Raw genomic sequence first — 20,898 nt, 5'->3', positions numbered from 1 at the left:
AAAGTTTACGATCATGTTGGATGCATTTCTTGCCGGTGCCCATCAGGTTTTCGCATTCGATACCCTGATTTATATGTTGATCGGCTCTGTCGCCGGGATCGTTGCCGCCGCCATTCCCGGCTTTACGGTGACGATGGCGATTATTCTGACCTTGCCGCTGACCTTTACCATGGACCCGCTACAGGGTGTTTCGGTGATGTTGTCGGTCTATGTCGGTGGTTATACCGGTGGTTTGATCAGTGCGGCCCTTTTGGGCATTCCTGGAACACCAAGTTCGGTCGCCACAACCTTTGATGCCTTTCCGATGGCACGTGGCGGGGAACCCGGACGTGCGCTTTCACTTGGGGTTTGGTCATCGTTCTTTGGAACGGTTATTTCCACCATCATTCTGATCGTTGCCGCGCCGCCGCTGGCTTTGATCGCGGTGAAACTCGGTCCTTGGGAATATTTCTCGTTGATCGTTTTTGCCCTGACGATTGTCGCCAGCCTTGTGGGGAATTCCCTGATGCGTGGCCTGATCGCTGGCGTGATTGGTTTGGGATTGGCAACGGTTGGTCCGGACCCGATGATGGGCCGCCCGCGCTTGACGTTTGATTCTGATATTTTGATGCCGGGTCTGCCGTTCCTGATCGTTCTGATCGGTATCTTTGCCATCAGCCAGCTGATGAGCGAAGTCGAAGATGACGGTAAAACAGGCACCAAAGGTGCGCTGATCCCCGACGTGATCGAGTTCAAGACCTGGGCTGTGATGCGCGAAGTTCTGATGCATCCGGTGAACCTTGTTCGGTCATCACTGATTGGTGTGTTTATTGGCGCGCTGCCGGGTGCCGGTGGCTCGATTGCCAACCTGTTGGCCTATGACCAAGCCAAGCGCAGTTCGAAAAATCCGGAAGAATTTGGCAAAGGCACGCCAGACGGCGTGATCGCGTCAGAGGCCGGAAACTCTGCCACGGCGGGTGGCGGTTTGATCCCGATGATTGCCCTTGGGATTCCGGGATCAGCGGTGGACGCCATTTTGATGGCCGCCCTTATGGTGCATGGCATTTCGGTTGGCCCGCGTTTGATCATGGATAATGCGGATCTGGCCTATGGCATGTTCATTGCCATGATTGTTGCGTCCTTGATGATGCTGGTGGTTTGCGTGTTGTCGATGCGCCTGTTCTTGCGCGTCACCGACATTCCGAAACAGTTCATTGTGCCGACTGTGATGATCTGCTGCGTGATTGGGGCCTTTGCGCTTAATAACCGCGTGACGGACTTGTATTTGCTCGGTGCGATTGGTCTGGTTGGCTATGGGCTTAAATCCCTTGATTATCCGTTGGCACCGTTGGTGCTGGGTGTGATTTTGGGGCCAATTGCCGAAACCAACCTGCGTCGTGCCTTGATGAGTGATGGGGACTGGACAGTCTTCTTTACCCGTCCGATTTCGGCTGTGTTGCTGGCGGCGGCCTTGCTGTCTGTTATTTTCAGCGTCCGTTCGGTCTTGAAAATGCGCCGTAAAGACCGCGCTGCCACCGATGAACAAGATGGCGATTAAGCCATTACCAGGAGACTTCAATGAAACTTCGTCATGACGCGCTTTATGCCTCACGCCGGTCACCGGTTTTGGCGCGCAATATCGTTTCCACATCGCAGCCGTTGGCCGCACAGGCCGGTTTGCGCATGTTGCTCGCAGGTGGTAACGCCGCGGATGCCGCCTTGGCATCGGCCATTGCGCTGACCGTGCTTGAACCGACCGGCAATGGTTTGGGATCTGATGCCTATGCCATTATTTGGGATGGCAAAGAACTGCATGGTTTGAACGCATCTGGTCGTGCACCAGCGGCGTGGAACGCAGAACGTTTTGCCGGTGCCGACACCATGCCCCAGCGCGGTTGGGAAGCGGTCACCACACCCGGTGCGGTTTCCGCATGGCGTGAAATTTCCGATAAATTCGGCAAGCTTGATTTTGAAAAGCTGTTTGAACCGGCTGTCGAATATGCAACGCGCGGCTTTGCGGTTTCTCCGATCATTGCCACCCTTTGGGAAAAGGGCGGCAATCTTTTGGGCAAACAGCCCGGTTTTGCTGAGGCCTTCTTGCCGGGTGGCAAAGCGCCAAAAGCGGGCGAGCTTTTCACCAACAAAGCAGCTGCTGAAAGCCTGATTGATATTGCCCAGACCAAGGGGGAAAGCTTCTATCGGGGTAAATTGGCGGCCAAGATTGCTGCCTTTGCCAAGGAACATGGTGCGGCCCTTTCCGAAGAAGACTTGGCCAACCATAAAGCTGACTGGGTCGGGACGATTTCACAAGGCTTTGGCAAAGTGAAACTGCACGAAATTCCGCCAAACGGGCAGGGGATTTCGGCCCTGATTGCCTTGGGCATTTTGCGCTATACCAATATCACTGATTACGCACCAGACTCGGTCGAAGCACTTCATCTTGAAATTGAAGCGATGAAACTGGCCTTTGCTGATATGCGTGCCTATGTCGCCGACCTTGATCACATGACCGATGTGACGGTCGAGCATCTTTTGTCCGATGATTATTTGAAATCCCGTGCGGCCCTGATTGATGCCAATAAGGCGCAGGACTTCAAGGCTGGTGCACCAAAACATGGTGGTACGGTTTACGTCACGGCAGCCGATGAAAACGGCATGATGGTATCGTTTATTCAGTCGAACTATATGGGCTTTGGCTCTGGCGTTGTGGTGCCGGGCACATCCATCAGTTTGCAGAACCGTGGTCATGGTTTCAGCCTGACACCGGGGCATCCAAACCATGTCGCAGGCGGCAAACGTCCGTTCCAGACGATCATTCCGGCGTTCTTGATGGGCGATGACGGCAACCCCGTCATGAGCTTTGGCGTCATGGGCGGCCCAATGCAGGCCCAAGGGCATCTTCAAATGACCCTGCGCACACAGCTTTGGGGGCAGGACCCGCAAACGGCGGCGGATGCGCCGCGTTGGCAGGCGTTGTCCGGCCTAGAAGTGGCCGTCGAAGCATCCCTTGGTGCCGACGTCATTGATGGTTTGAAAGCCAAAGGCCATGCGATTGCGGTTGAAACACCCGACAGCACCAATTTCGGGTTTGGCGGCGCACAGCTGATTGCCAAAGCCGAGAATGGCTATGTCGCAGGATCTGATCCGCGCAAAGATGGCTGTGCGGTTGGCTACTAATTAAAGCGTCTTTCAGATCGGCATTCGCAGTCATCTGATATCCGGGTCGGTCCAGAAATGGGCCGGCCCTTTTTTTATGGCATGCGGGAAACACCACCTAAGGTTTTAAATTTTGGGTTCTGTCAAGCTGAAAACCCCCGCATTTCAGTGCGATAGCCTATGCAAAAATGCCGCTTTGCACATAGGGCGGTTTGGCGTAGTTGGGATGATGGGGATAGGCTGGGTAAGGTGATGTTGCGGATTCTTTCCCTTTTCGCGACACATTCCTGCCTCGTTTTTTGCGCACAAGCAACGCTAGGATTCTCTAGAAATCCATTGGTTGGGTAACTCAAACGAGAAACATGCAAAATAATCAACGGCGCGTGGCGCTTAGTTTCAAACGTGTTCTTCTGATCGCATCTGCCGCCAGTGCCATTATGGTTGGCGCATCGCACGGTGCATGGGCGCAAGGTTCAAAGCCTGCTGACCAGACCGAGGCGGAAGCGGCGCCAAAGCCACAAACTGATGCTGCGCAACCCGCAGCAGAGGGTGCCGACGCGGCAACTGGCGAAGCATCAGCAGCTGATCAAGGCGATGCCACCGCAGAACCCCAGCCAGTGCCAACAGCGGCAGCAGCCGATCAAGAAAAGCCTGTGACGTCTGCGCCGGTGGCGTTTGATCCGCAAATGGTGATTGATCGCGCCCGCGATTTGGCGAAAAAGCCATTTGAAGACCCACATCGCGATTTGCCCGATGCATTGGCCAATCTGAGTGCCTATGATTACGACCAGATCCGGTTTAAGTCACAGCGCGCATTTTTCAGTCAGGCAGAGTCGGGCTTCTCGCTTGAGCTGTTCCATCCGGGCAATATGTATGATGTGCCGGTCGCGATTAATCTTGTGCGCGATGGCAATTTGCAGGTCGTGCCTTATTCCGCGGGACTGTTTGATTTTGGCAAGCTTGGCTTGTCGGCCAATGATTTTTCAACACAGGGCTATGCCGGGTTCCGGCTTCGCTATCCGTTGACGGATGTGACCAGCAGCGACGAACTGGCACGGTTCTTAGGCGCGTCTTATTTCCGTCTTCAGGGCGAAGGCCAATCAATTGGTCAGATGGCGCGCGGCTTGGCCCTTGATCTGGCCGGCCCAACCGGCGAAGAAGTCCCGGTATTCCGTGAATTTTGGATCGTCGCGCCGAAAAAAGGTGAACGTAAAATCACGGTTTATGCGCTGCTTGATAGTGCGCGCGTCACCGGGGCCTATCAGTTTGACATTACGCCGGGTTCAGACAGTAAAGCCGATATCCGCGCCAACCTGTTTTTCCGCGATGGTGTAGAAAAGGTCGGACTGGCCCCATTGAACGGCATGTTCCTGTTTGGCGAACAGCACCGCCGTAACTTTGACGATTATCGCGGTGAAGTTCATTCCAGCGACGGCCTTTTGATCAATAATGGTCATGGCGAATGGCTGTGGCGTCCGCTTGATAACCCGGTCAATTTGCAGATCAGTTCATTCTTGGATGAAAACCCGCGCGGCTTTGGCTTGTTGCAGCGCGACCGTAATTTCGACCACTATCAGGACCTTGACCGTCGTTTCGATAAGCAACCCGGTTATTGGATCAAGCCGAAAGGCGATTGGGGCAAGGGGCATGTCGAACTGGTCGAAATCCCGATCCCAAGTGAAAGCAACGACAATATCGTTGCCTATTGGGTGCCGGAAACCAAACCGGTCGCAGGCGGCGAAATGCAGGTCGAATACAGCATTACGGCAACCCGTGACGGCGATGATTTGCACCAGATGGCGCAAGCAACCGATACCCGGATCATGCGTATTGCAGCGCAGGGGGATGACGATACGGCCAAGACCCGTTTCATTCTGAACTTTGCCGGTGGCGACCTTGATTACTTCGCCAAAAATGTCGCCAATATGAAGGCCAATGTCAGCACGTCTGAGGGAAGCGTTGAAAATATTCGCATCATCGCTGACCCGGAAAATGGTGGTGTCAGGGTCACCTTTGATCTGATTCACGACAGCGGCGCGCCCAGCAGCAATCTGCGCGCGTTCCTTTTGTATGATGAACAGGTCCTTAGTGAAACCTGGACCATGCCGTGGGTGTTTTAACCCGCATTTTTGACCGCAGATCGTATTGCTGAACACCGATTTATTCAGGTAAAGCCAGATGAACCGCACTTCTGACCAACAAGAAACAACAATGCCTGATGGCCCAACCGGGCAATTTGACGGCGTGGCGTACGATCCGGCAGTCAAGCTGCGTGGACCGGGCGTTGGTGCGCGGCGGTTCTTTTTGTTTGGTGCGTCATTGGCCGCAACTGCCTATGCGGCATGGTTGATGGCCGATGTGTTGGGTGCGGATCAACTGACGATCATGGAAATGGTGGTTGTAACGTTCTTTACCATCAACTTTGCCTGGATTTCGTTGTCGTTTTTCACCGGTATTGTTGGGTTGTTCCTGCGTGGCTTAAAGCTCGATGCGATTACGCTTAAACGCTTAAAACCCATTGAACGCCAAGGGCCGCTACGGTCCAAAAACGTCGTGGTGATCCCGGTTTATAACGAAGACCCAAACCGTGTCTTTGCCGGCCTTCGCGCCAGTTATGAAAGCCTTGCTGCGACCGGTGAAATTGATGCGTTTGATTTCTTTGTTCTGTCTGACACCCGTGATCCCGATATTTGGATCGCCGAAGAAATGGCATGGGCCAAGGCCTGTACGGATTTGAACGCCCGCGGGAAAATCTTTTTCCGCAGACGTACGGAAAATACCGAACGCAAATCGGGCAACCTGAAAGAATTCTGCGAAACCTATGCGGCCAATTACGATCACATGATCGTTTTTGATGCCGACAGTGTGATGTCCGGCGAGGCCATGGTGAACATGGCCTATTTGATGGAAAACAATCAGGATGCCGGGATTATCCAAAGCCCGCCGCAGCCGACCGGTCGTCAGACCCTGTTTGCGCGTATCTTGCAGTTTATTTCCCGTGTTCACGGCCCGACCATGTCAGCAGGTCTGTCATTTTGGTGTATGGGCAGTTCGAACTATTGGGGCCATAACGCAATCATTCGCGTCAAAGCATTCATTGAATGCTGTGGTCTTCCGGTTTTGTCGGGCAAGCCGCCGATGGGCGGGCATATCCTTAGCCACGATTTCGTCGAGGCAGCCTTTATGCGCAAGGCTGGTTGGCGGTGCTGGTTGATCCCGCAGCTTGAAGGCAGCTGGGAAGAATTGCCGCCCAACCTGATTGATTTTGCCATCCGTGACCGTCGTTGGTGTCAGGGCAATATGCAACATGCGCGCTTGATGGTTGCGCCAGGGTTCAAACCGCTTAGCCGACTGCATTTCTTTATGGGTGTTATGAGCTTTGGCTCGTCGCCGCTTTGGCTGCTGTTGCTGTTAAGTTCGACCGTTGCCACACTGCAAAACACGCAGCTGACCTATAGCTTCTTCCCTGGTCATTTCACCATGTTCCCGCAATGGCCGGTGGACAGGTCGTTTGAAATGCTGGTCTTGCTGATTTTCACCATCGGTATGCTGGTTCTGCCCAAGATCATCTCGATTCTGATGGTTTGCCTTGGCCGCGATCGCAAACAGTATGGCGGGGTCATGGTGCTGGCCAGTGGGGTTCTCGAAACGCTGTATTCCGCGTTGCAGGCCCCAATCATGATGATGTTGCATGCCCAATTTGTGTTTTCGGTTCTGACCGGTAATCAGGTCGGTTGGGACGCGCAGGAACGTGATGATGCAGGTGTGCCGTTTCGTGCGGCCCTGAAAACCCATCGGACGATTATTGTGATCGGGTTAATCTGGGGCGCGATCGCGATCTTTGTCGATACGGCGTTCTTCTGGTGGCTATCGCCGATTTTGGCCGGTTTGGTTTTGTCGCCTTGGCTGACCCACTATTCCAGCAGCCTGAAAATTGGCAAGGCTGCGCGGCGGATGAAGTTGTTTGTCACCCCCGAAGAATATGACAGCCCCGATGAACTGCGCGCACTGGATCGGATTACCGCGGAAAACGGTGGCGGCGATGTGAAGGATGGCTTGTTGCGCCTGATCGAAGATCCGTACGCCAATGCCCTGCATTCGGCCTTGTTGCCGACACGTAAACCCGATGCACGCACCGGGATCGAGATTGGCATCATTTACGAAAAGCTTGCGCGTTTGGGGATCGAAAGCCTTACACGCGATGAGAAGCTTCTGATTTTGTCGTGGCCGGTTAAACCACTTGATCAAATCATGGCTGGTCGGGACGCACATGCAGCACAAAAAACAAATGAATCTTCGTAAGTCATTGTTTTTATGATATATGTGCCGCCACAAAAACGCCCAGATTTGAGCAAAATATTCCGACTTTTACAGGCGAATATCATTCTTAACGAACAGTTAATCATAAATGATCGCTTACCTTTTAAAGGGCTGAACACATGACTGATCTGACCTTTGCATCACAGGGTTATTCCTACGCCGCTTTTGAATCGGCTGCTATGACGCGCCTGATCGAAGATACAGCCCGTGCTTGGCTGCGGTCATTTGGTCTGACCAACGCATCGGCGAACCAGCGTTTGGTCACCGCCCTTCGTGATGCCCTTGCCCAAGACAGCTTTGCGGCAAATGATCGGACAAATATGCAGGACCTTTTGGATCAGGCCGCGCACGATGCGATTGCCGGTTGGTTCGAACAGGTAACCGGTCAGCATGATTGTTATCGTTCAACCGCGTTTTCGATGCTGCGTTGCGCCTTTTTGTCGGCCAATCGCGATGGCATCTGGTCTGAGCATTTCCTTGATCAAGAACGTAAAAACAATGATCTGGCGATTGCCTTGTCAGTTCAGATGATGCTGCCAACGCCAAGCTTGAAATCATGCGAAATGCCGCGTCAGACTCTTGAGCGCGAAGCATCCTAAGACACAGTTACACGACTGCGTGCAGACGTTTTTAGAACCCTCAACGTCCTATGCGCATAACAAAAAGCACCGCCGATTTCGGCGGTGCTTTTGTATGTGGTCACTGTCGATCTGCTGATTACCAGCGGTATTTTACACTGGCAAGAAACGTCCGGCCCTGACCGTAATAGCACGACGTTGCGCCGGCACAGCTGGCAACCCAGCGTTCATCGGTCAGGTTGGTCGCATTCAAGGCGAAGACATAGTTTTCAAGATCGTAGTGAATGCCCGCATCAAACAGGGTTGTGTGTGGGACTTCTATGGTGTTGGCGTCATCGACATATTGTGAACCGAGATAACGTACACCGCCATTAAAGCCAAACCCATCAAGCATCCCATGGTCAAAGGTGTAATCAGCCCAAAGCGATGCGGTGTGCTTGGGCGTTGATTTTGCAACCTTCCCCCGATTGCCGTCATTGGTTTTGGTGATTTCGGCATCGTTAAAGGTATAAGCCAGTTTGGTGACAAGACCGTCGATTGGTTCAAACCCAGCTTCAAGTTCGACACCGCGGGAGCGGACTTCACCGGTTTGAACTTTTAAATTTGGGTCATTGGGATCGGCTGTTGTCACGTTCTGACGGCGCAAATCGTAAAGTGCCACCGAGAACAAACCATCAAAGCTTTGCGGTTCGTATTTTGCACCGATTTCAAACTGTTGTCCGGTTTCCGGATCAAAGCTTTGGGTGCCCGTACTTGCCACGGGGGTAAAGGACTCGGAATAGCTGACATAGGGCACCAGACCGAAATCCGTCTTATAGATAAGACCGGCTTGGCCGCTGAAAGCATGATCGTTTTTACTGCTTTCTTTGCCATTGGCAGTGTTATCGATTTTTTCCTCATCCGACCAATCTTGACGTCCGCCAAGGGTCAGCGTCCAGTTTTCATCAAAATCAATCTGGTCTTGGGCATAGATGCCAAGTTGGCGTTGGGTCAGTTCGTCATCATACCATGTCGCTTCGCCAAGCAAGGATCCGTTATATGATGGATTGTAAACATTGATCGATGACGCCATCCCGAAATATGCCTCTCGGTCATATTTGTAGTGTTGGTAATCCAAACCGGTCAGCAATGTGTGATTGACGCTGCCAAATTCGAAACGGCTTTCAATTTGGTTGTCGATGGTAAAGACATTTGCATTCTGATCGGTACGCAAGGTGCTGCGTTTTAGGGTGCCTGCGTTCACATCATCCCAGCCATTGCCATAGAATGTCTTATAGTCGACATCGACATAGGCATAGCGGGCGTTCTGGCGCAAAGTGACTTGATTGTTCACATCGTGGCTGAACTCGTAGCCGACAGAATATTGCGTTCTGTCATATCCTTCGAAACTGGGATCACCGGTAAAGACATCGACCGGAATTGCACCATTCGGGGCGTCATAAATTGTCCCCACGGTGGGTAACCAGTTATTGGCGGATCCGGTATGGTCTTCTTGATAATGGGTCAACAAGACCAAGCTGGTATCGTCGTTTTCCCATTTAAGTGACGGGGCAATATAAACCCGGTCATCATCGACCATATCGGTTTGCGTTCCGGAATCCTTAACCAAACCGGTCAGGCGATACATCACACTGCCGTCGTTCAGGATATTGCCGCCGATATCAAACGCGCCCTGCTTGTGATCAAAACTGCCCCCTTGAATCTCGATTTCGTTTTGCATGTCGGCATTGGGGCGTTTGGTGACGACATTGACCATCCCACCTGGGGAGTTTTGCCCATAGAGAACCGATGTGGGGCCGCGCAAAAGTTCAACGCGTTCTGCGCCATAGGCTTCTTGTTGGAACGATGCGTAGCCAGATGATCGTAACTGCAAGCCGTCGCGGTATAGGCCGACTTCGTTTTGCGAGAACCCACGTACCTTGAACCAGTCATAGCGGGTGTCATAGCCAAACAGATCGGGCTGAATGCCGGGCGAATATTCCAACGCATCCATTACGGTTTGTGCCTGACGTGTTTCGACTTCGTCGGCGGTCACCACGGAAATTGAACGTGGTGTTTCAACAAGGGCTGTATCGGTTTTTGTGCCGGTTGCGCTTCGGCTGGCAATGATGCCATCGACCGGGCCCTTGGCCAGTTCACCTGCCGTTGCTTCGATGGTGACAGGGGCGGTAAGGGTGCTGCCATCGGTGGTTTGTGCTGCGTTTAGTGTGATCGATCCATTATCGCCAACGCGGTAAAGAATACCGGTACCAGCCAAAACCTGTTGCAGTGCATTGTCGATGGTCGCATTGCCGATAAAGCCGCTGCTTTGCAGGTCGCGCGTGATGTCGGCACTGTAAATCAGGTTCACATTAGCCTGCTGCGCAAACCGGGTTAACGCATCAGACAGGCTGCCAGCGGGCACATCAAATGCAACAACGGTGTCGTTGGCGGCAAGTTCAACCGTCGCGCTTTGCGCGTGCAGGGGTGAAATGCCGGTGACGACAAACCCGGTCAACATCGTCCCGGTCAGAAGAAGTGTCAGGATTGGTTTGGATGTGCGGCGGTTAGGCCATGTCTGTGCCGTGCCGGTCATCGTTGGTTTCATCAGGACCCCCAAGAAGCACCGGATATTGCGGCGCAGTGTTTACTTTCCGATAATGCGAATAAATTGCATTCTTATTGGTAAGACGGGGAGGTCCGGGAAAAGACGACCTTAAAAATGAAAATTTTTGGGATTTTTCGTCAATACAGCAGAATCAACGCGTTGGTAACGCTTAGACTGTCGAGTTTCATCGCGTCTTTCAGCGTGTCGACCATGGCAGTTGGGTTGTCCAAGTTCACAACACCGTTAATCCGCTCGTCCGCGCGGGATCGATTGGCAAGGCGGATGATACCGTAATGATATCGATTGATTTTGGCGATGGCGTCATCAAGACGTTCATTGCGAAACACAAGCTTTCCATCAAGCCAACTTGTTTCCGTTAATGCGGTCGTTTCCAGTTTGCCCATTCCCGATGGTCCGTACTGAATTTTCTGACCAGGCCGGACAACGATTTGGCCATCAGGGGCGATATTATCGCACTGACATTGCACGCCAACCTTGCTTTCAAGGACTGTGACGGTGGCATTTTCGTCGTATTTTCGAACACCATACACAGTGCCCAAGGCGGTCGCGGTTCCGTTCCCGGCTGTGACGACGAATGGGCGGGTTTTATCGGGGGATACGGTAAAGATAGCCTCGCCCGAAATCAGATGAATACGGCGTGTATCGTTGCTGTAATCGATATCAATCAGGGTATCGGTATTCAGCGCAATCAACGATCCATCGGGAAGTTCGGTTGTGCGGACTTCACCATATCCGGTTGCAATATCCGCCGTATGATTTGGCAGATAATGCATGCCGCCCAAAACCGCCGCAAACGCAATAGACGCGGCAAGGGCCGATGTGACCGCCATGCGCCAAGGGCCACGTTTTACACGTGACTGGGCGGTTTTAGCACCTGAACGGCGGTTATGTGACGTGAAATCAACGACAGTGGGGGCATCGGATGCATGGCGTGCCGGATGGCTGTCGGCCTGATTTTTGAAATCGTCTGCCAAAAGATCAAATTCTTGCCAGATATTATTAACCTGCTGCCACGCCTGTAGATGACGTGGATCGCGTGCCAGCCACTGGGCATGCGCGTCCGCGACCGCATCGGCTTCTTTTTGGGTTTCTGCACCGTCAAAACGGGCGAGCCAATAAGAAGCTTCTTGTTCTATGCGTTTTTGTGCGTCTGCCGATTGCGGGTTCTGCGGCACGTCTCGTCCTCTGCTCGTCTGTCCGTCACTTTTTGATCCGGTCCATGACAATAAGACGATTGCCAATGCAAAAACCGGAATTGCTTTTTAATTTGTATCGATTTCGCGCATCTTTTCCATGCAATGGGCGAGGGCATTTCGAATGTGCTTTTCCACCATGCCGCGCGAAATTCCAAGTTTTTCTGCAATTTCTGCCTGTGAGATTCCATCAAATTTACGCATGATGAAAACGTCGCGGCACCTTGGCGGCAATTCATCCACAGCACGTTTCAAAACAGCCAGTCGTTCACGTTGGACAAGGTGTTCTTCGACGGATGGGGTATCAGACCGCGCATGTTCGGGGATATCGCCGGTTTGAACATAGCGGGTTTGGGTTTTTTGCGCCCGCAATTGGTCAATCGCCATATTGCTGGCTGCACGATATAAAAATGCCCGTGGGTTTTCGATGGCGGTTTCTGGGGGGCGTTCAGTCAGTTTTGCGCCGACTTCTTGAATGATATCAGCCGCCATCGCACCACAGCCAACCCGTTTGCGCACATGAATAAGCAGCTCGTCATAATAACGTTCGAGCGCATCAAGAATCATATGGCGAGACCGGGTGATCATAAGGGTGAGGAAATTCCACGTACCGCACTATTTTGCGAATGAATATCAAAATCGATTGCAGTGTAAAGCAGAAAAATGCGCCCCATGCAATCAAACTAAACCAGCGGTCATTTGGCGAGCGCCCAAAAAAGAACCCGCCACAAAAGGGCGGGTTGAGTTCAGCGGGCGAGAAACCTGATTGCCATTGTGCAAAATCACATGGACAAATCAGGTCCCCTAAAGACGCCAAAACACCATCATTTTGACGCCAAATCCAATTAGACGGCGGTGTGAAAGCGGCCAATCTTGTCCAAAAGTTTCGCAACCTGCGGGTCGTTCTTGCCGTTGCGATCCAGTTCCAAAAAGAAGTCCTGATAGGGGACTGTGCCCGGCGTCAGGTTGTATTGTTCAAAATCGGTGATGCCGATGGCCTCAAGCACGGCTTCATCGGTAAAGAAGCCGCCGGTCACATCGCGTGCGGGCGATGTCAAAATGGCATGCGCAGCATCGGCCAGAATTTTGGGGGTGCGGGCCCGGCCCTGTTCGATCCCCGGGATCATATTAAGGGCGGCGGTTTCAATCACCGTTACCGGCCAAAGTGAATTCACTGCGATCCCAGCATCGGCAAACTCCGCCGCAAGACCCAGCGTCACCAGGCTCATGCCGTATTTCGAAATGGTATAGGCCGTGTGATTGGCAAACCATTGCGCAGACAGATTGGGTGGGGGCGACATGGTCAGAATATGCGGATTGTCCGATTTCATCAGATGCGGCAAGCAGGCCTGCGCACAGGCAAATGTTGCGCGCGTATTGACCTGATGCATCAAATCAAATCGCTTCATCGGGGTTTGTAAGGTCGGCGTTAGATTGATTGCACTGGCATTGTTGATCAGGATATCGATCCCGCCAAACGCGTCGACGGTTTTGGCAACGGCTGCTGTGATCTGATCTTCATCGCGGATATCGGTTTTAAGGGCCAGTCCCTTGCCGCCGGCTGCCTCGATCTCGGCAACGGCGCTATGAATGGTGCCGGGCAGTTTGGGATGAGGCTGATCGGTTTTGGCAATCACAGCAATATTGGCACCGTCCCGAGCCGCACGCAGGGCAATTTCCTTGCCGATGCCGCGCGATGCACCGGTGATAAACAATGTCTTCCCGTTAAGGTTTGCCATGATCGTATTCCCCCCTGAATTTTTTTTTATGATTTGTCCGATGACTTGCCAAAATGCGGGCTGCGTTTCTCGACAAAGGCGGTAACACCTTCGCGGAAATCATTACTTTGGGCACAGTCGGAAAATGATTTGGCTTCGCGGGTGAGTTGGCTGGAAAGATCATGTTCCAAGGCATCGTTCAAAAGGGCCTTGGTCCGGTCAATGGCATCGCGTGGGCCATTGGCCAGACGGGTGGCATATTGCGCAGTGGCGCTGGCCAATTGCACATGGGGCACGACCCGATTGATCAGCCCGCAATCCATGGCCTCATCCGCGCCAAAACGATCCCCCAAAAGGGCAATTTCCTTGGCCTTTTTCATGCCAACAAGCCGCGGAAGGGAATGGGTCGAACCGCCATCGGGCGATGTCCCGATATGGATATAGGCCAGTGTGAAAACGGTATCCTCGGCGGCAACGGCAAGGTCGCAGGCATTCATCAGACTAATCCCAAAACCCGCAACCGCGCCATCGAGTTTGGCAATCACCGGACGGGGCAGCGCGGTAATGCGGGCAATGATGTCATGGACCTTAGCGATCATGTTTTCGATTTCTGGTCGGGCTTTGTCGGGTGGGGTTTGCGATAGCTGATGAAAGAATTTCACATCGCCGCCCGCCATAAACGTGCCGCCCGATCCTTCGATGATGACCGCGCCAATATGGGCAAGATCGCCTTCGACCTGATCAAGGGCGTTGGCAAGGCCAGCGATCATGGATTGATCAAGCGCATTCATGCGGTCTGGCCGGTTTAGCGTAATTGTCGCGATTTCATCAGAAATCGACAGCAAAACGGCGTCATCTGAGTGCGATGCCATAGGACGTCCTCCCGCGGGCTTTTACCCGGTTTTATGTTTGTGCGCTGTGCGCGTTACGGCGGTACGGCGTTACGCGACAAGGCGGTCTTCGATCGCATTTTCCACATCAGGCCAACTTGCCAACCAGTCGGGCATTATCGGGGACGTTTCATCCGCCCCGACAAGACGACAAATTTCTTGGGGCGTGACGATGCCGCTTGGTCCAACAAACACCGCCTTTACGATGCCAAGGGCAAGGGTTTTGCCATCCGCGACAAAGCGCTGCTCAAGATAAAACCCCTTGTCATCCCAATAGAGAGCCTGTGTTTCGACCGTGAATTTCTGAAACGGTCTGATCGCGCGTTTGAACCGCATGGTGGCGCCAGATACCACTGGTTGCCATTGGCGTTTAAACATCTGTTTAGCAATGCCGTTGCGCAGGATCAGTTCGGTGCGCGCCAAATCCATCAGGGCGAAATAGCGCGAATTGGTCATATGCACATTGATGTCCAGATCAAATGGCCATGCCCGAAAATGCAAACACGATGGATCAAGCGGATGCAGGCCGGGCCGCACCCGTGACAAGATCAAAACACGGATCAGTCGGAAAATCAGGTTCACAACAGTACCCCGCACATTGATGGCGGATCATGTCGGCTGCGGCCCGCTGCCATGACTAAAACAGCTCCTCATCAAGCGACATCATGTTGGAAGATCCCGACATCATCTGACTAAACAGCGCACCCGATTGGGGCAAAATCCGTTCCATATAGAATTTGGCCGTGATCAGCTTGGCCTTATAGAACCCATCGGGATCGTCATCCTTCTTCGCCAGCGCGATTTCAGCGGTACGTGCCCACATGAAACCAACCGCAACCAATCCAAACAGGCGCAGGAACTCGGATGCGGCGGCCCCGGCTTCGTCAGGGTTTTTCATGCCGCGTTGGGCCAGTTCACCGGTGATTTGCTGCAGGCGCATGAACGCCTTTGCCAGCGGCTGCACATAGTCACCCAGTTCCCCGTTCGATACGTTGGCTTGGATATATTCCTGAACCGGGTGGAAAAACCGTCGCAGGTAACGACCTGCCTTTGCCGGCATTTTACGCCCGACAAGGTCAAGGGCCTGAATGCCGTTTGTCCCTTCGTAAATCTGTGCAATGCGGGCATCACGAACATATTGTTCCATGCCCCATTCGCGGATGTAGCCGTGCCCGCCAAAGACCTGCACGCCCAGATTGGCATTATCAAAGCCCCAATCGGTAAACAGCGCTTTGACAATCGGGGTCATCAGTTGCACGAATTCGTCGGCTTCTTCGCGTTTGATTGGGTCTTCGTGATGTTTGGCGGTATCAAGGGCGCGCGCCACCCACATGCCCATCGCCCGGCATCCTTCATTGGTTGCCTTGGCTGTTAACAACATGCGGCGGACATCGGGGTGAACAATGATCGAATCGGCGGGTTTTTCAGGTGATTTTGAGCCGGTAAGGGCGCGTCCCTGCAACCGATCCTTGGCATAGGCGCGTGCGCCCTGATAGGCGGCTTCGCCAATGCCAAGGCCCTGAATGCCGACCGAAAGCCGTTCCTGGTTCATCATGGTAAACATGGCCGGCATGCCTTGATGGGGTTCCCCCACCAAATAGCCCGTGGCACCGTCAAAATTCATGACGCAGGTCGCGGATGCCTTAATGCCCATTTTATGTTCGATTGATCCGCATTTAACCGCGTTGCGATCGCCAAGCGATCCGTCATCACCAACCATGAATTTCGGCACAAGGAACAGGGATATGCCCTTGGTTCCTTTGGGGGCATCGGGCAGTTTTGCCAATACCAGATGGATGATGTTTTCCGTCAGGTCATGTTCACCGGCGGATATGAAAATCTTTGTGCCGGTGATCGCATAAGACCCATCATCATGTGGTTCTGCCTTGGTTTTGATGATGCCAAGATCCGTACCGCAATGCGGTTCGGTCAGGCACATGGTGCCAGACCAAGTTCCATCGACCATCTTGGGCAGGAATTTATCTTTTAGGGTGTCTGATGCATGGTTACGCAGCGCGGCATAGGCGCCAAATGACAGACCGGGATACATGCCAAATGACAGGTTGGCCGAACACATCATTTCTTCGAACAATGCATTAACCGACTTTGGCGCACCTTGACCGCCATAAGCAGGGTCACAGGCAATTCCGGTCCAGCCGCCTTCGGCAAAGGTTTGGTAAGCTTCTTTAAAGCCCTTTGGGGTTGTCACCACCCCGTCATCCCAGTGGCATCCTTCTTCATCCCCGGATCGATTGATCGGAAACAGGATTTCCTCACAAAACTTGGCGGCTTCTTCAAGAACCGCATCGACGACATCGGGTGTGAAATCGGTGCAACCGGGCATCTGGTTGATGTCGTTATAATCAAACAGCTCGGTCAGGACGAAGCGCATGTCGCGCAGCGGTGCTTTATATTCGGCCATTTCTATTTCCTCCTGAACCGTTCCTAGTTACGCAACGGCTTGCCGGTCAGCAGCATATGCTCAACCCGGGCCATGGTGCCTTCATTGTGGACCAGCCGCATGAAACCTTCGCGTTCCATTTCAAGAATGTCGTCTTCGGACAGTTCGTTGGTAACGTCGGTATCGCCGCCCGAAAGAACCGTGGCCAACTCGCCGGCCACGACACGGTCGTAATCGGTGGCCTTGCCAAGGCGATGGAACCCATCCACGGCCATTTCAAATGCGACGCGACCGCTTTCACCAGGCAGGTGGTAGGTGAATTCTTTGGGGGCTTCGTATCCATCCACCATCGAAAGAGCGCGTTGCTTGGCATCGGCCAATAAACGGTCGCGGTTCATGGTGATGCCGTCTTGTTCGCGAAAGAACAGGTTTTCCTTGGCTTCCATGGCGGATTTGGCAACGGTCGCGACCGAGATGATTTCAAACGCCTTGGCACTTGGCGCCATTGGGCCTTTGGCGAATTTGGGATTTTCCGTCCAACGACGGATCATTTCCTTACACCCGCCCCATGCCGGGATCAGACCAACACCGGGTTCCACCAACCCGATATAGGTTTCGCCATGTGCCTGAACGCCATCACAATGCAAAAGGATTTCACACCCACCGCCCAGTGCCATGCCACTTGGCGCACCGACAACCGGGAACGGCGAATATTTAAGTGCCTTATAGGTTTCCTGACCGGTTTCAATCAGGTTTTCAATTTCCGGCCATGCAGCGATGTTGGCGGCAAATAACGCCAGGCCAAGGTTGGCCCCGGCGGAAAAATTGCTGCCTTCGTTATAGATCACCAGCGCCTTGAACTGCTTTTTCACCGTTCGGATCGATGTTTTGAGCGCGCCCAACACATCGCCATCAAGGGCATTCATCTTGGTATGAAATTCAAGGCAGGCGACCCCGTCGCCAATATCCCAAAGCGACGCACCACGATTACCGGCAACCCGTTCGGATTTGCGTTTGATATCTTCAAGCAGAATGACGCCATCAGGGCGGGTAACCGGGGCATATGACCCATCAAAGCCAAGATAATAAAGCTGCCCGTCTTCGACCTTGTAAAACGATTTCCCAGCCGCCTTTTTCAGCAGTGGTGGAACGTCAACGCCATCGGTTTCAAGCATTTCAATCAGCGTATCGACGCCAATGGCATCTATCAGCTCAAACGGGCCAGTTTTCCACGCATAGCCAAGCTTCATAGCGTCATCGACATCGACAATCGACTTTGCGGCCGTTTCGGCGATAAAGGCGGCATAGGCAAGGGTTTTGCCCATAACCGCACGGCCATAAAGCCCGCCCTTATCCGTGGCCTGCATCATTTTGCGCGGGTCTTTGCCTGCATCGCGCACACTGCCAAGGCGGGCTTTTTCCGACTTCGAAAATTCCCCGGTTTCCAGATTGATTGATTCTTTGACTTTCTGGCCGCCGTCGCCGTTCAGGCGGTAAAAACCACCTTTGCCCTTGCGCCCGGTATAGCCATCGGCAATCAGTTTGCTGACTAACGGGCTTTCGCGGTAAATCGCGTGGAACGGATCGGATTTATCAAGAAGACCGGCCATGCTTGATTGAACATGGGGCATCAAATCAAGCCCGACCAAATCCATCAGGCCAAATACACCAGTTTTGGGAATGCCAAACGGGCGGCCAATGACACTGTCGGCTTCTTCGACGGTCAATTTGCGGTCCATTGCCTCGACCATGGCGGCCTGAACCCAATAGACCCCCAAACGGTTGGCGATAAAACCCGGTTGGTCGTGGCAGATGACACAGGTCTTGCCCAATTTGTGATCGGCAAACTCAGCAACCGTGTCGATGACATCATCGCGTGTGACAGATGATCCGACCAGTTCAAGCAACCGCATATAGCGCGGCGGATTGAAAAAATGCGTGATGATGAAGTCCTGTGCGAACCCTTTATCCAGCCCGTCAATCAAGGTCGCCAGCGGAATGGTCGATGTGTTGGATGAAACAACCGACCCCTTGGCACGGACCTTATCGATCTTGCGATACAGGTCTTGTTTGATATCAAGCCGTTCAATCACCGCTTCGATGATCCAGTCACAGTCGGCGATCTTTTCAAGGTGATCTTCGATATTGCCGCAGGTAATCAGCTTGGCGACCCGTTTTGCCATAAAGGGCGCAGGATCGGTTTTGAGCATTTTGGCAACCGCGCCCTCGGCAATCGCATTGCGGTTTTCTGCACCGTCGGGAACGATATCAAGCAGCAAGACCGGGGTACCGGAATTAGCGATATGCGCGGCAATTGATGCGCCCATTACACCGGCACCGATCACGGCGACCTGTTTGATTTTGGCCTGTTTCGGGTCTGATTTGGTATTGGGCATTACATCGCCTCCAATATGGTCGCGATCCCCTGACCCCCGCCAATACATTGCGACGCAAGGGCATATTTACCGCCATCGCGTTTCAAAATCGCGGCGGCCTTGCCCACAATCCGTGCGCCGGTCGCGCCAAGCGGATGACCAAGGGCCAATGCACCGCCGTCAATATTGACCTTTGCGATATCCAGACCAAGATCGGCAATGCTTGCTATGGCTTGCGATGAAAATGCTTCGTTGAGTTCAACCACATCAAGGTCGTCGGCGCTAATCCCGGCACGCGACAGGGCCTTTTTCGATGAGCCAACTGGGCCGATCCCCATAATTTCGGGCAGGCACCCGTCAACCGCAACCGACTTGATGCGCGCAAGCGGCGTAAGACCATGTTTGGCCGCATATTCTTCGGAGCACACCAGAACCGCTGATGCACCGTCGGTAAGGGGGGATGACGTTCCCGCTGTCACAACGCCGTCTTCTTTAAAGGCCGGTTTCAGTTCCGCAAGGCTTTCGGCGGTGGTTTCTGCGCGAATGCAGCCGTCTTCTGAAACAACGCCGTCTTTGGTTTGGATTGGAATGATTTCATCTGTGAATTTGCCAGCCGATTGCGCAGCGGCGGCTTTTTTATGGCTTGTGACGGCAAAGCTTTCCTGTTCTGCACGCGATAAATCATATTTCGCTGCAACGTTTTCGGCTGTGTCGCCCATGCCCATATAGGCCTCAGGCATTGTTTTATAAAGTTCCGGGTTTGGCAGCGGGTTAAAGCCCATCATCGGCACGCGCGTCATGCTTTCGACGCCTGCACAGATGAAAACGTCCCCAGCGCCAATCGCAATGGCACCGGCAGCTTGGTGGATTGCCTGCATGGATGATCCACAGAACCGGTTGACGGTCACCCCGGCGACAGAGCGCGGCAGATCGGCAAGGAATGTGACAAGGCGGGCAACATTAAAGCCCTGTTCGCCTTCGGGAAATGCACAGCCAAGGATCAGGTCTTCGACATCTTTGGGATCGATACCGGTTTTCTCGACCAATCCTTTGACAACCTGTGCCGCAAGATCGTCAGGGCGGACCTTGGTCAGCGCGCCTTTGCGGGCGGGGGTAAAGGGCGACCGGACATATCCGGCAATAACGGCATTGGTCATGGCTAGTCTTCCTTCCTGAACTGTCCTGTTACCCGATCCATATTTGTTACGATTCCGGATCGAGTCCTTTTTCTTTCAGCGCATCAATTGATTGTTGTTCGATTTCGCGCAACTCATCCAATGTGACGTCAAGTGCTTGGCGTTGTTCTTCTAGGTCTGCCACCCGTTCGCGCACTTGGCTGAGCAGCATTTTAATTTGCTCTGCCTGGGTGGGATCCGCCCCATAAAGATCAAGGTAATCGGCGATCTCACGCAGGCTAAACCCCAGCCGCTTTCCGCGCAGAATGATCAAAAGCTTGGCGCGGTCTTGCCGGGTATAAACCCGTGTGGTCCCAGCGCGTTGCGGGTTTAACAGCCCCTTTTGTTCGTAAAACCGGATCGTGCGCGGCGTTATGCCAAGGTCATCGGCCAGTTCCGGCACGGTATAAAACCGCTCCTCAATTTTGGTCATGTTATGGCCCTTATGGTACTCTATTTTATCATTGCGTCAATAAGTTTACGTTAACGTAAAATCGAGCGGTTT

General features: G+C 53.2%; 15 protein-coding genes. 5 read left to right on the top strand and 10 right to left on the bottom strand.

The genetic code is table 11. The annotated features are described in order from the left end of the window. The first annotated feature begins 13 nt into the window (after positions 1–13). From HCZ99_RS03350 to HCZ99_RS03330, 5 genes are all read left to right on the top strand, one after another. A complete protein-coding gene (locus tag HCZ99_RS03350) occupies positions 14–1,537 on the top strand; it encodes a tripartite tricarboxylate transporter permease (protein WP_167445428.1) in 1,524 nt (507 codons plus the stop codon). Between the two features lie 20 nt (positions 1,538–1,557). After that, entirely contained in the window at positions 1,558–3,156 is a 1,599-nt protein-coding gene (locus tag HCZ99_RS03345) for a gamma-glutamyltransferase family protein (protein ID WP_167445427.1), read from the top strand. Positions 3,157–3,497: 341 nt separating this feature from the next. After that, the gene (locus tag HCZ99_RS03340) at positions 3,498–5,255 is read left to right on the top strand and encodes a glucan biosynthesis protein (protein ID WP_167445426.1); all 1,758 of its coding nucleotides are present in this window, start codon (positions 3,498–3,500) and stop codon (positions 5,253–5,255) included. Between the two features lie 58 nt (positions 5,256–5,313). Next, positions 5,314–7,437, top strand: coding sequence for a glucans biosynthesis glucosyltransferase MdoH (gene mdoH, locus HCZ99_RS03335; RefSeq protein ID WP_254869411.1), 2,124 nt, complete (start codon positions 5,314–5,316; stop codon positions 7,435–7,437). Positions 7,438–7,574: 137 nt separating this feature from the next. Next, entirely contained in the window at positions 7,575–8,054 is a 480-nt protein-coding gene (locus HCZ99_RS03330; protein ID WP_167445425.1) for a hypothetical protein, read from the top strand. Between the two features lie 118 nt (positions 8,055–8,172). Here HCZ99_RS03330 and HCZ99_RS03325 read toward each other — a convergent pair whose 3' ends face one another. The 10 genes from HCZ99_RS03325 to HCZ99_RS03280 form a co-directional block, all read right to left on the bottom strand. Then, complete coding sequence (locus HCZ99_RS03325) at positions 8,173–10,620, bottom strand: TonB-dependent siderophore receptor (RefSeq protein WP_167445424.1); 2,448 nt, start codon at positions 10,618–10,620, stop codon at positions 8,173–8,175. Positions 10,621–10,757: 137 nt separating this feature from the next. Continuing rightward, positions 10,758–11,816 carry a FecR family protein gene (locus tag HCZ99_RS03320; RefSeq protein ID WP_167445423.1) on the bottom strand — a complete coding sequence of 353 codons (1,059 nt, stop codon included), beginning with the start codon at positions 11,814–11,816 and terminating at the stop codon, positions 10,758–10,760. Positions 11,817–11,903: 87 nt separating this feature from the next. Continuing rightward, the gene (locus tag HCZ99_RS03315; protein ID WP_167445422.1) at positions 11,904–12,422 is read right to left on the bottom strand and encodes a sigma-70 family RNA polymerase sigma factor; all 519 of its coding nucleotides are present in this window, start codon (positions 12,420–12,422) and stop codon (positions 11,904–11,906) included. 257 nt (positions 12,423–12,679) lie between these two features. Continuing rightward, positions 12,680–13,573, bottom strand: coding sequence for an SDR family oxidoreductase (locus HCZ99_RS03310; protein WP_167445421.1), 894 nt, complete (start codon positions 13,571–13,573; stop codon positions 12,680–12,682). Positions 13,574–13,599: 26 nt separating this feature from the next. Further along, positions 13,600–14,424, bottom strand: coding sequence for an enoyl-CoA hydratase (locus tag HCZ99_RS03305; RefSeq protein WP_167445420.1), 825 nt, complete (start codon positions 14,422–14,424; stop codon positions 13,600–13,602). 69 nt (positions 14,425–14,493) lie between these two features. Continuing rightward, positions 14,494–15,024 (bottom strand): acyl-CoA thioesterase, encoded by a 531-nt coding sequence (locus HCZ99_RS03300; protein ID WP_167445419.1) that lies wholly within the window; start codon positions 15,022–15,024, stop codon positions 14,494–14,496. A gap of 55 nt (positions 15,025–15,079) precedes the next feature. Continuing rightward, entirely contained in the window at positions 15,080–16,864 is a 1,785-nt protein-coding gene (locus tag HCZ99_RS03295; RefSeq protein WP_167445418.1) for an acyl-CoA dehydrogenase C-terminal domain-containing protein, read from the bottom strand. 23 nt (positions 16,865–16,887) lie between these two features. After that, positions 16,888–19,239 carry a 3-hydroxyacyl-CoA dehydrogenase/enoyl-CoA hydratase family protein gene (locus HCZ99_RS03290; protein ID WP_167445417.1) on the bottom strand — a complete coding sequence of 784 codons (2,352 nt, stop codon included), beginning with the start codon at positions 19,237–19,239 and terminating at the stop codon, positions 16,888–16,890. Further along, positions 19,239–20,375 carry a thiolase family protein gene (locus tag HCZ99_RS03285; protein ID WP_167445416.1) on the bottom strand — a complete coding sequence of 379 codons (1,137 nt, stop codon included), beginning with the start codon at positions 20,373–20,375 and terminating at the stop codon, positions 19,239–19,241. The genes HCZ99_RS03290 and HCZ99_RS03285 overlap by 1 nt, the downstream gene beginning before the upstream one ends. Positions 20,376–20,421: 46 nt before the next feature. Beyond that, positions 20,422–20,826 (bottom strand): MerR family transcriptional regulator, encoded by a 405-nt coding sequence (locus tag HCZ99_RS03280; protein WP_167445415.1) that lies wholly within the window; start codon positions 20,824–20,826, stop codon positions 20,422–20,424. Positions 20,827–20,898 lie beyond the last annotated feature (72 nt).

The sequence above is a fragment of the Thalassospira lucentensis genome (genome assembly GCF_011806425.1).
In the GTDB taxonomy this organism is placed as follows: Bacteria; Pseudomonadota; Alphaproteobacteria; order Rhodospirillales; family Thalassospiraceae; genus Thalassospira; species Thalassospira lucentensis_B.
The sequence above is the reverse complement of the archived record's forward strand: the minus strand, read 5'-3'. Positions and strand labels throughout refer to the sequence as shown.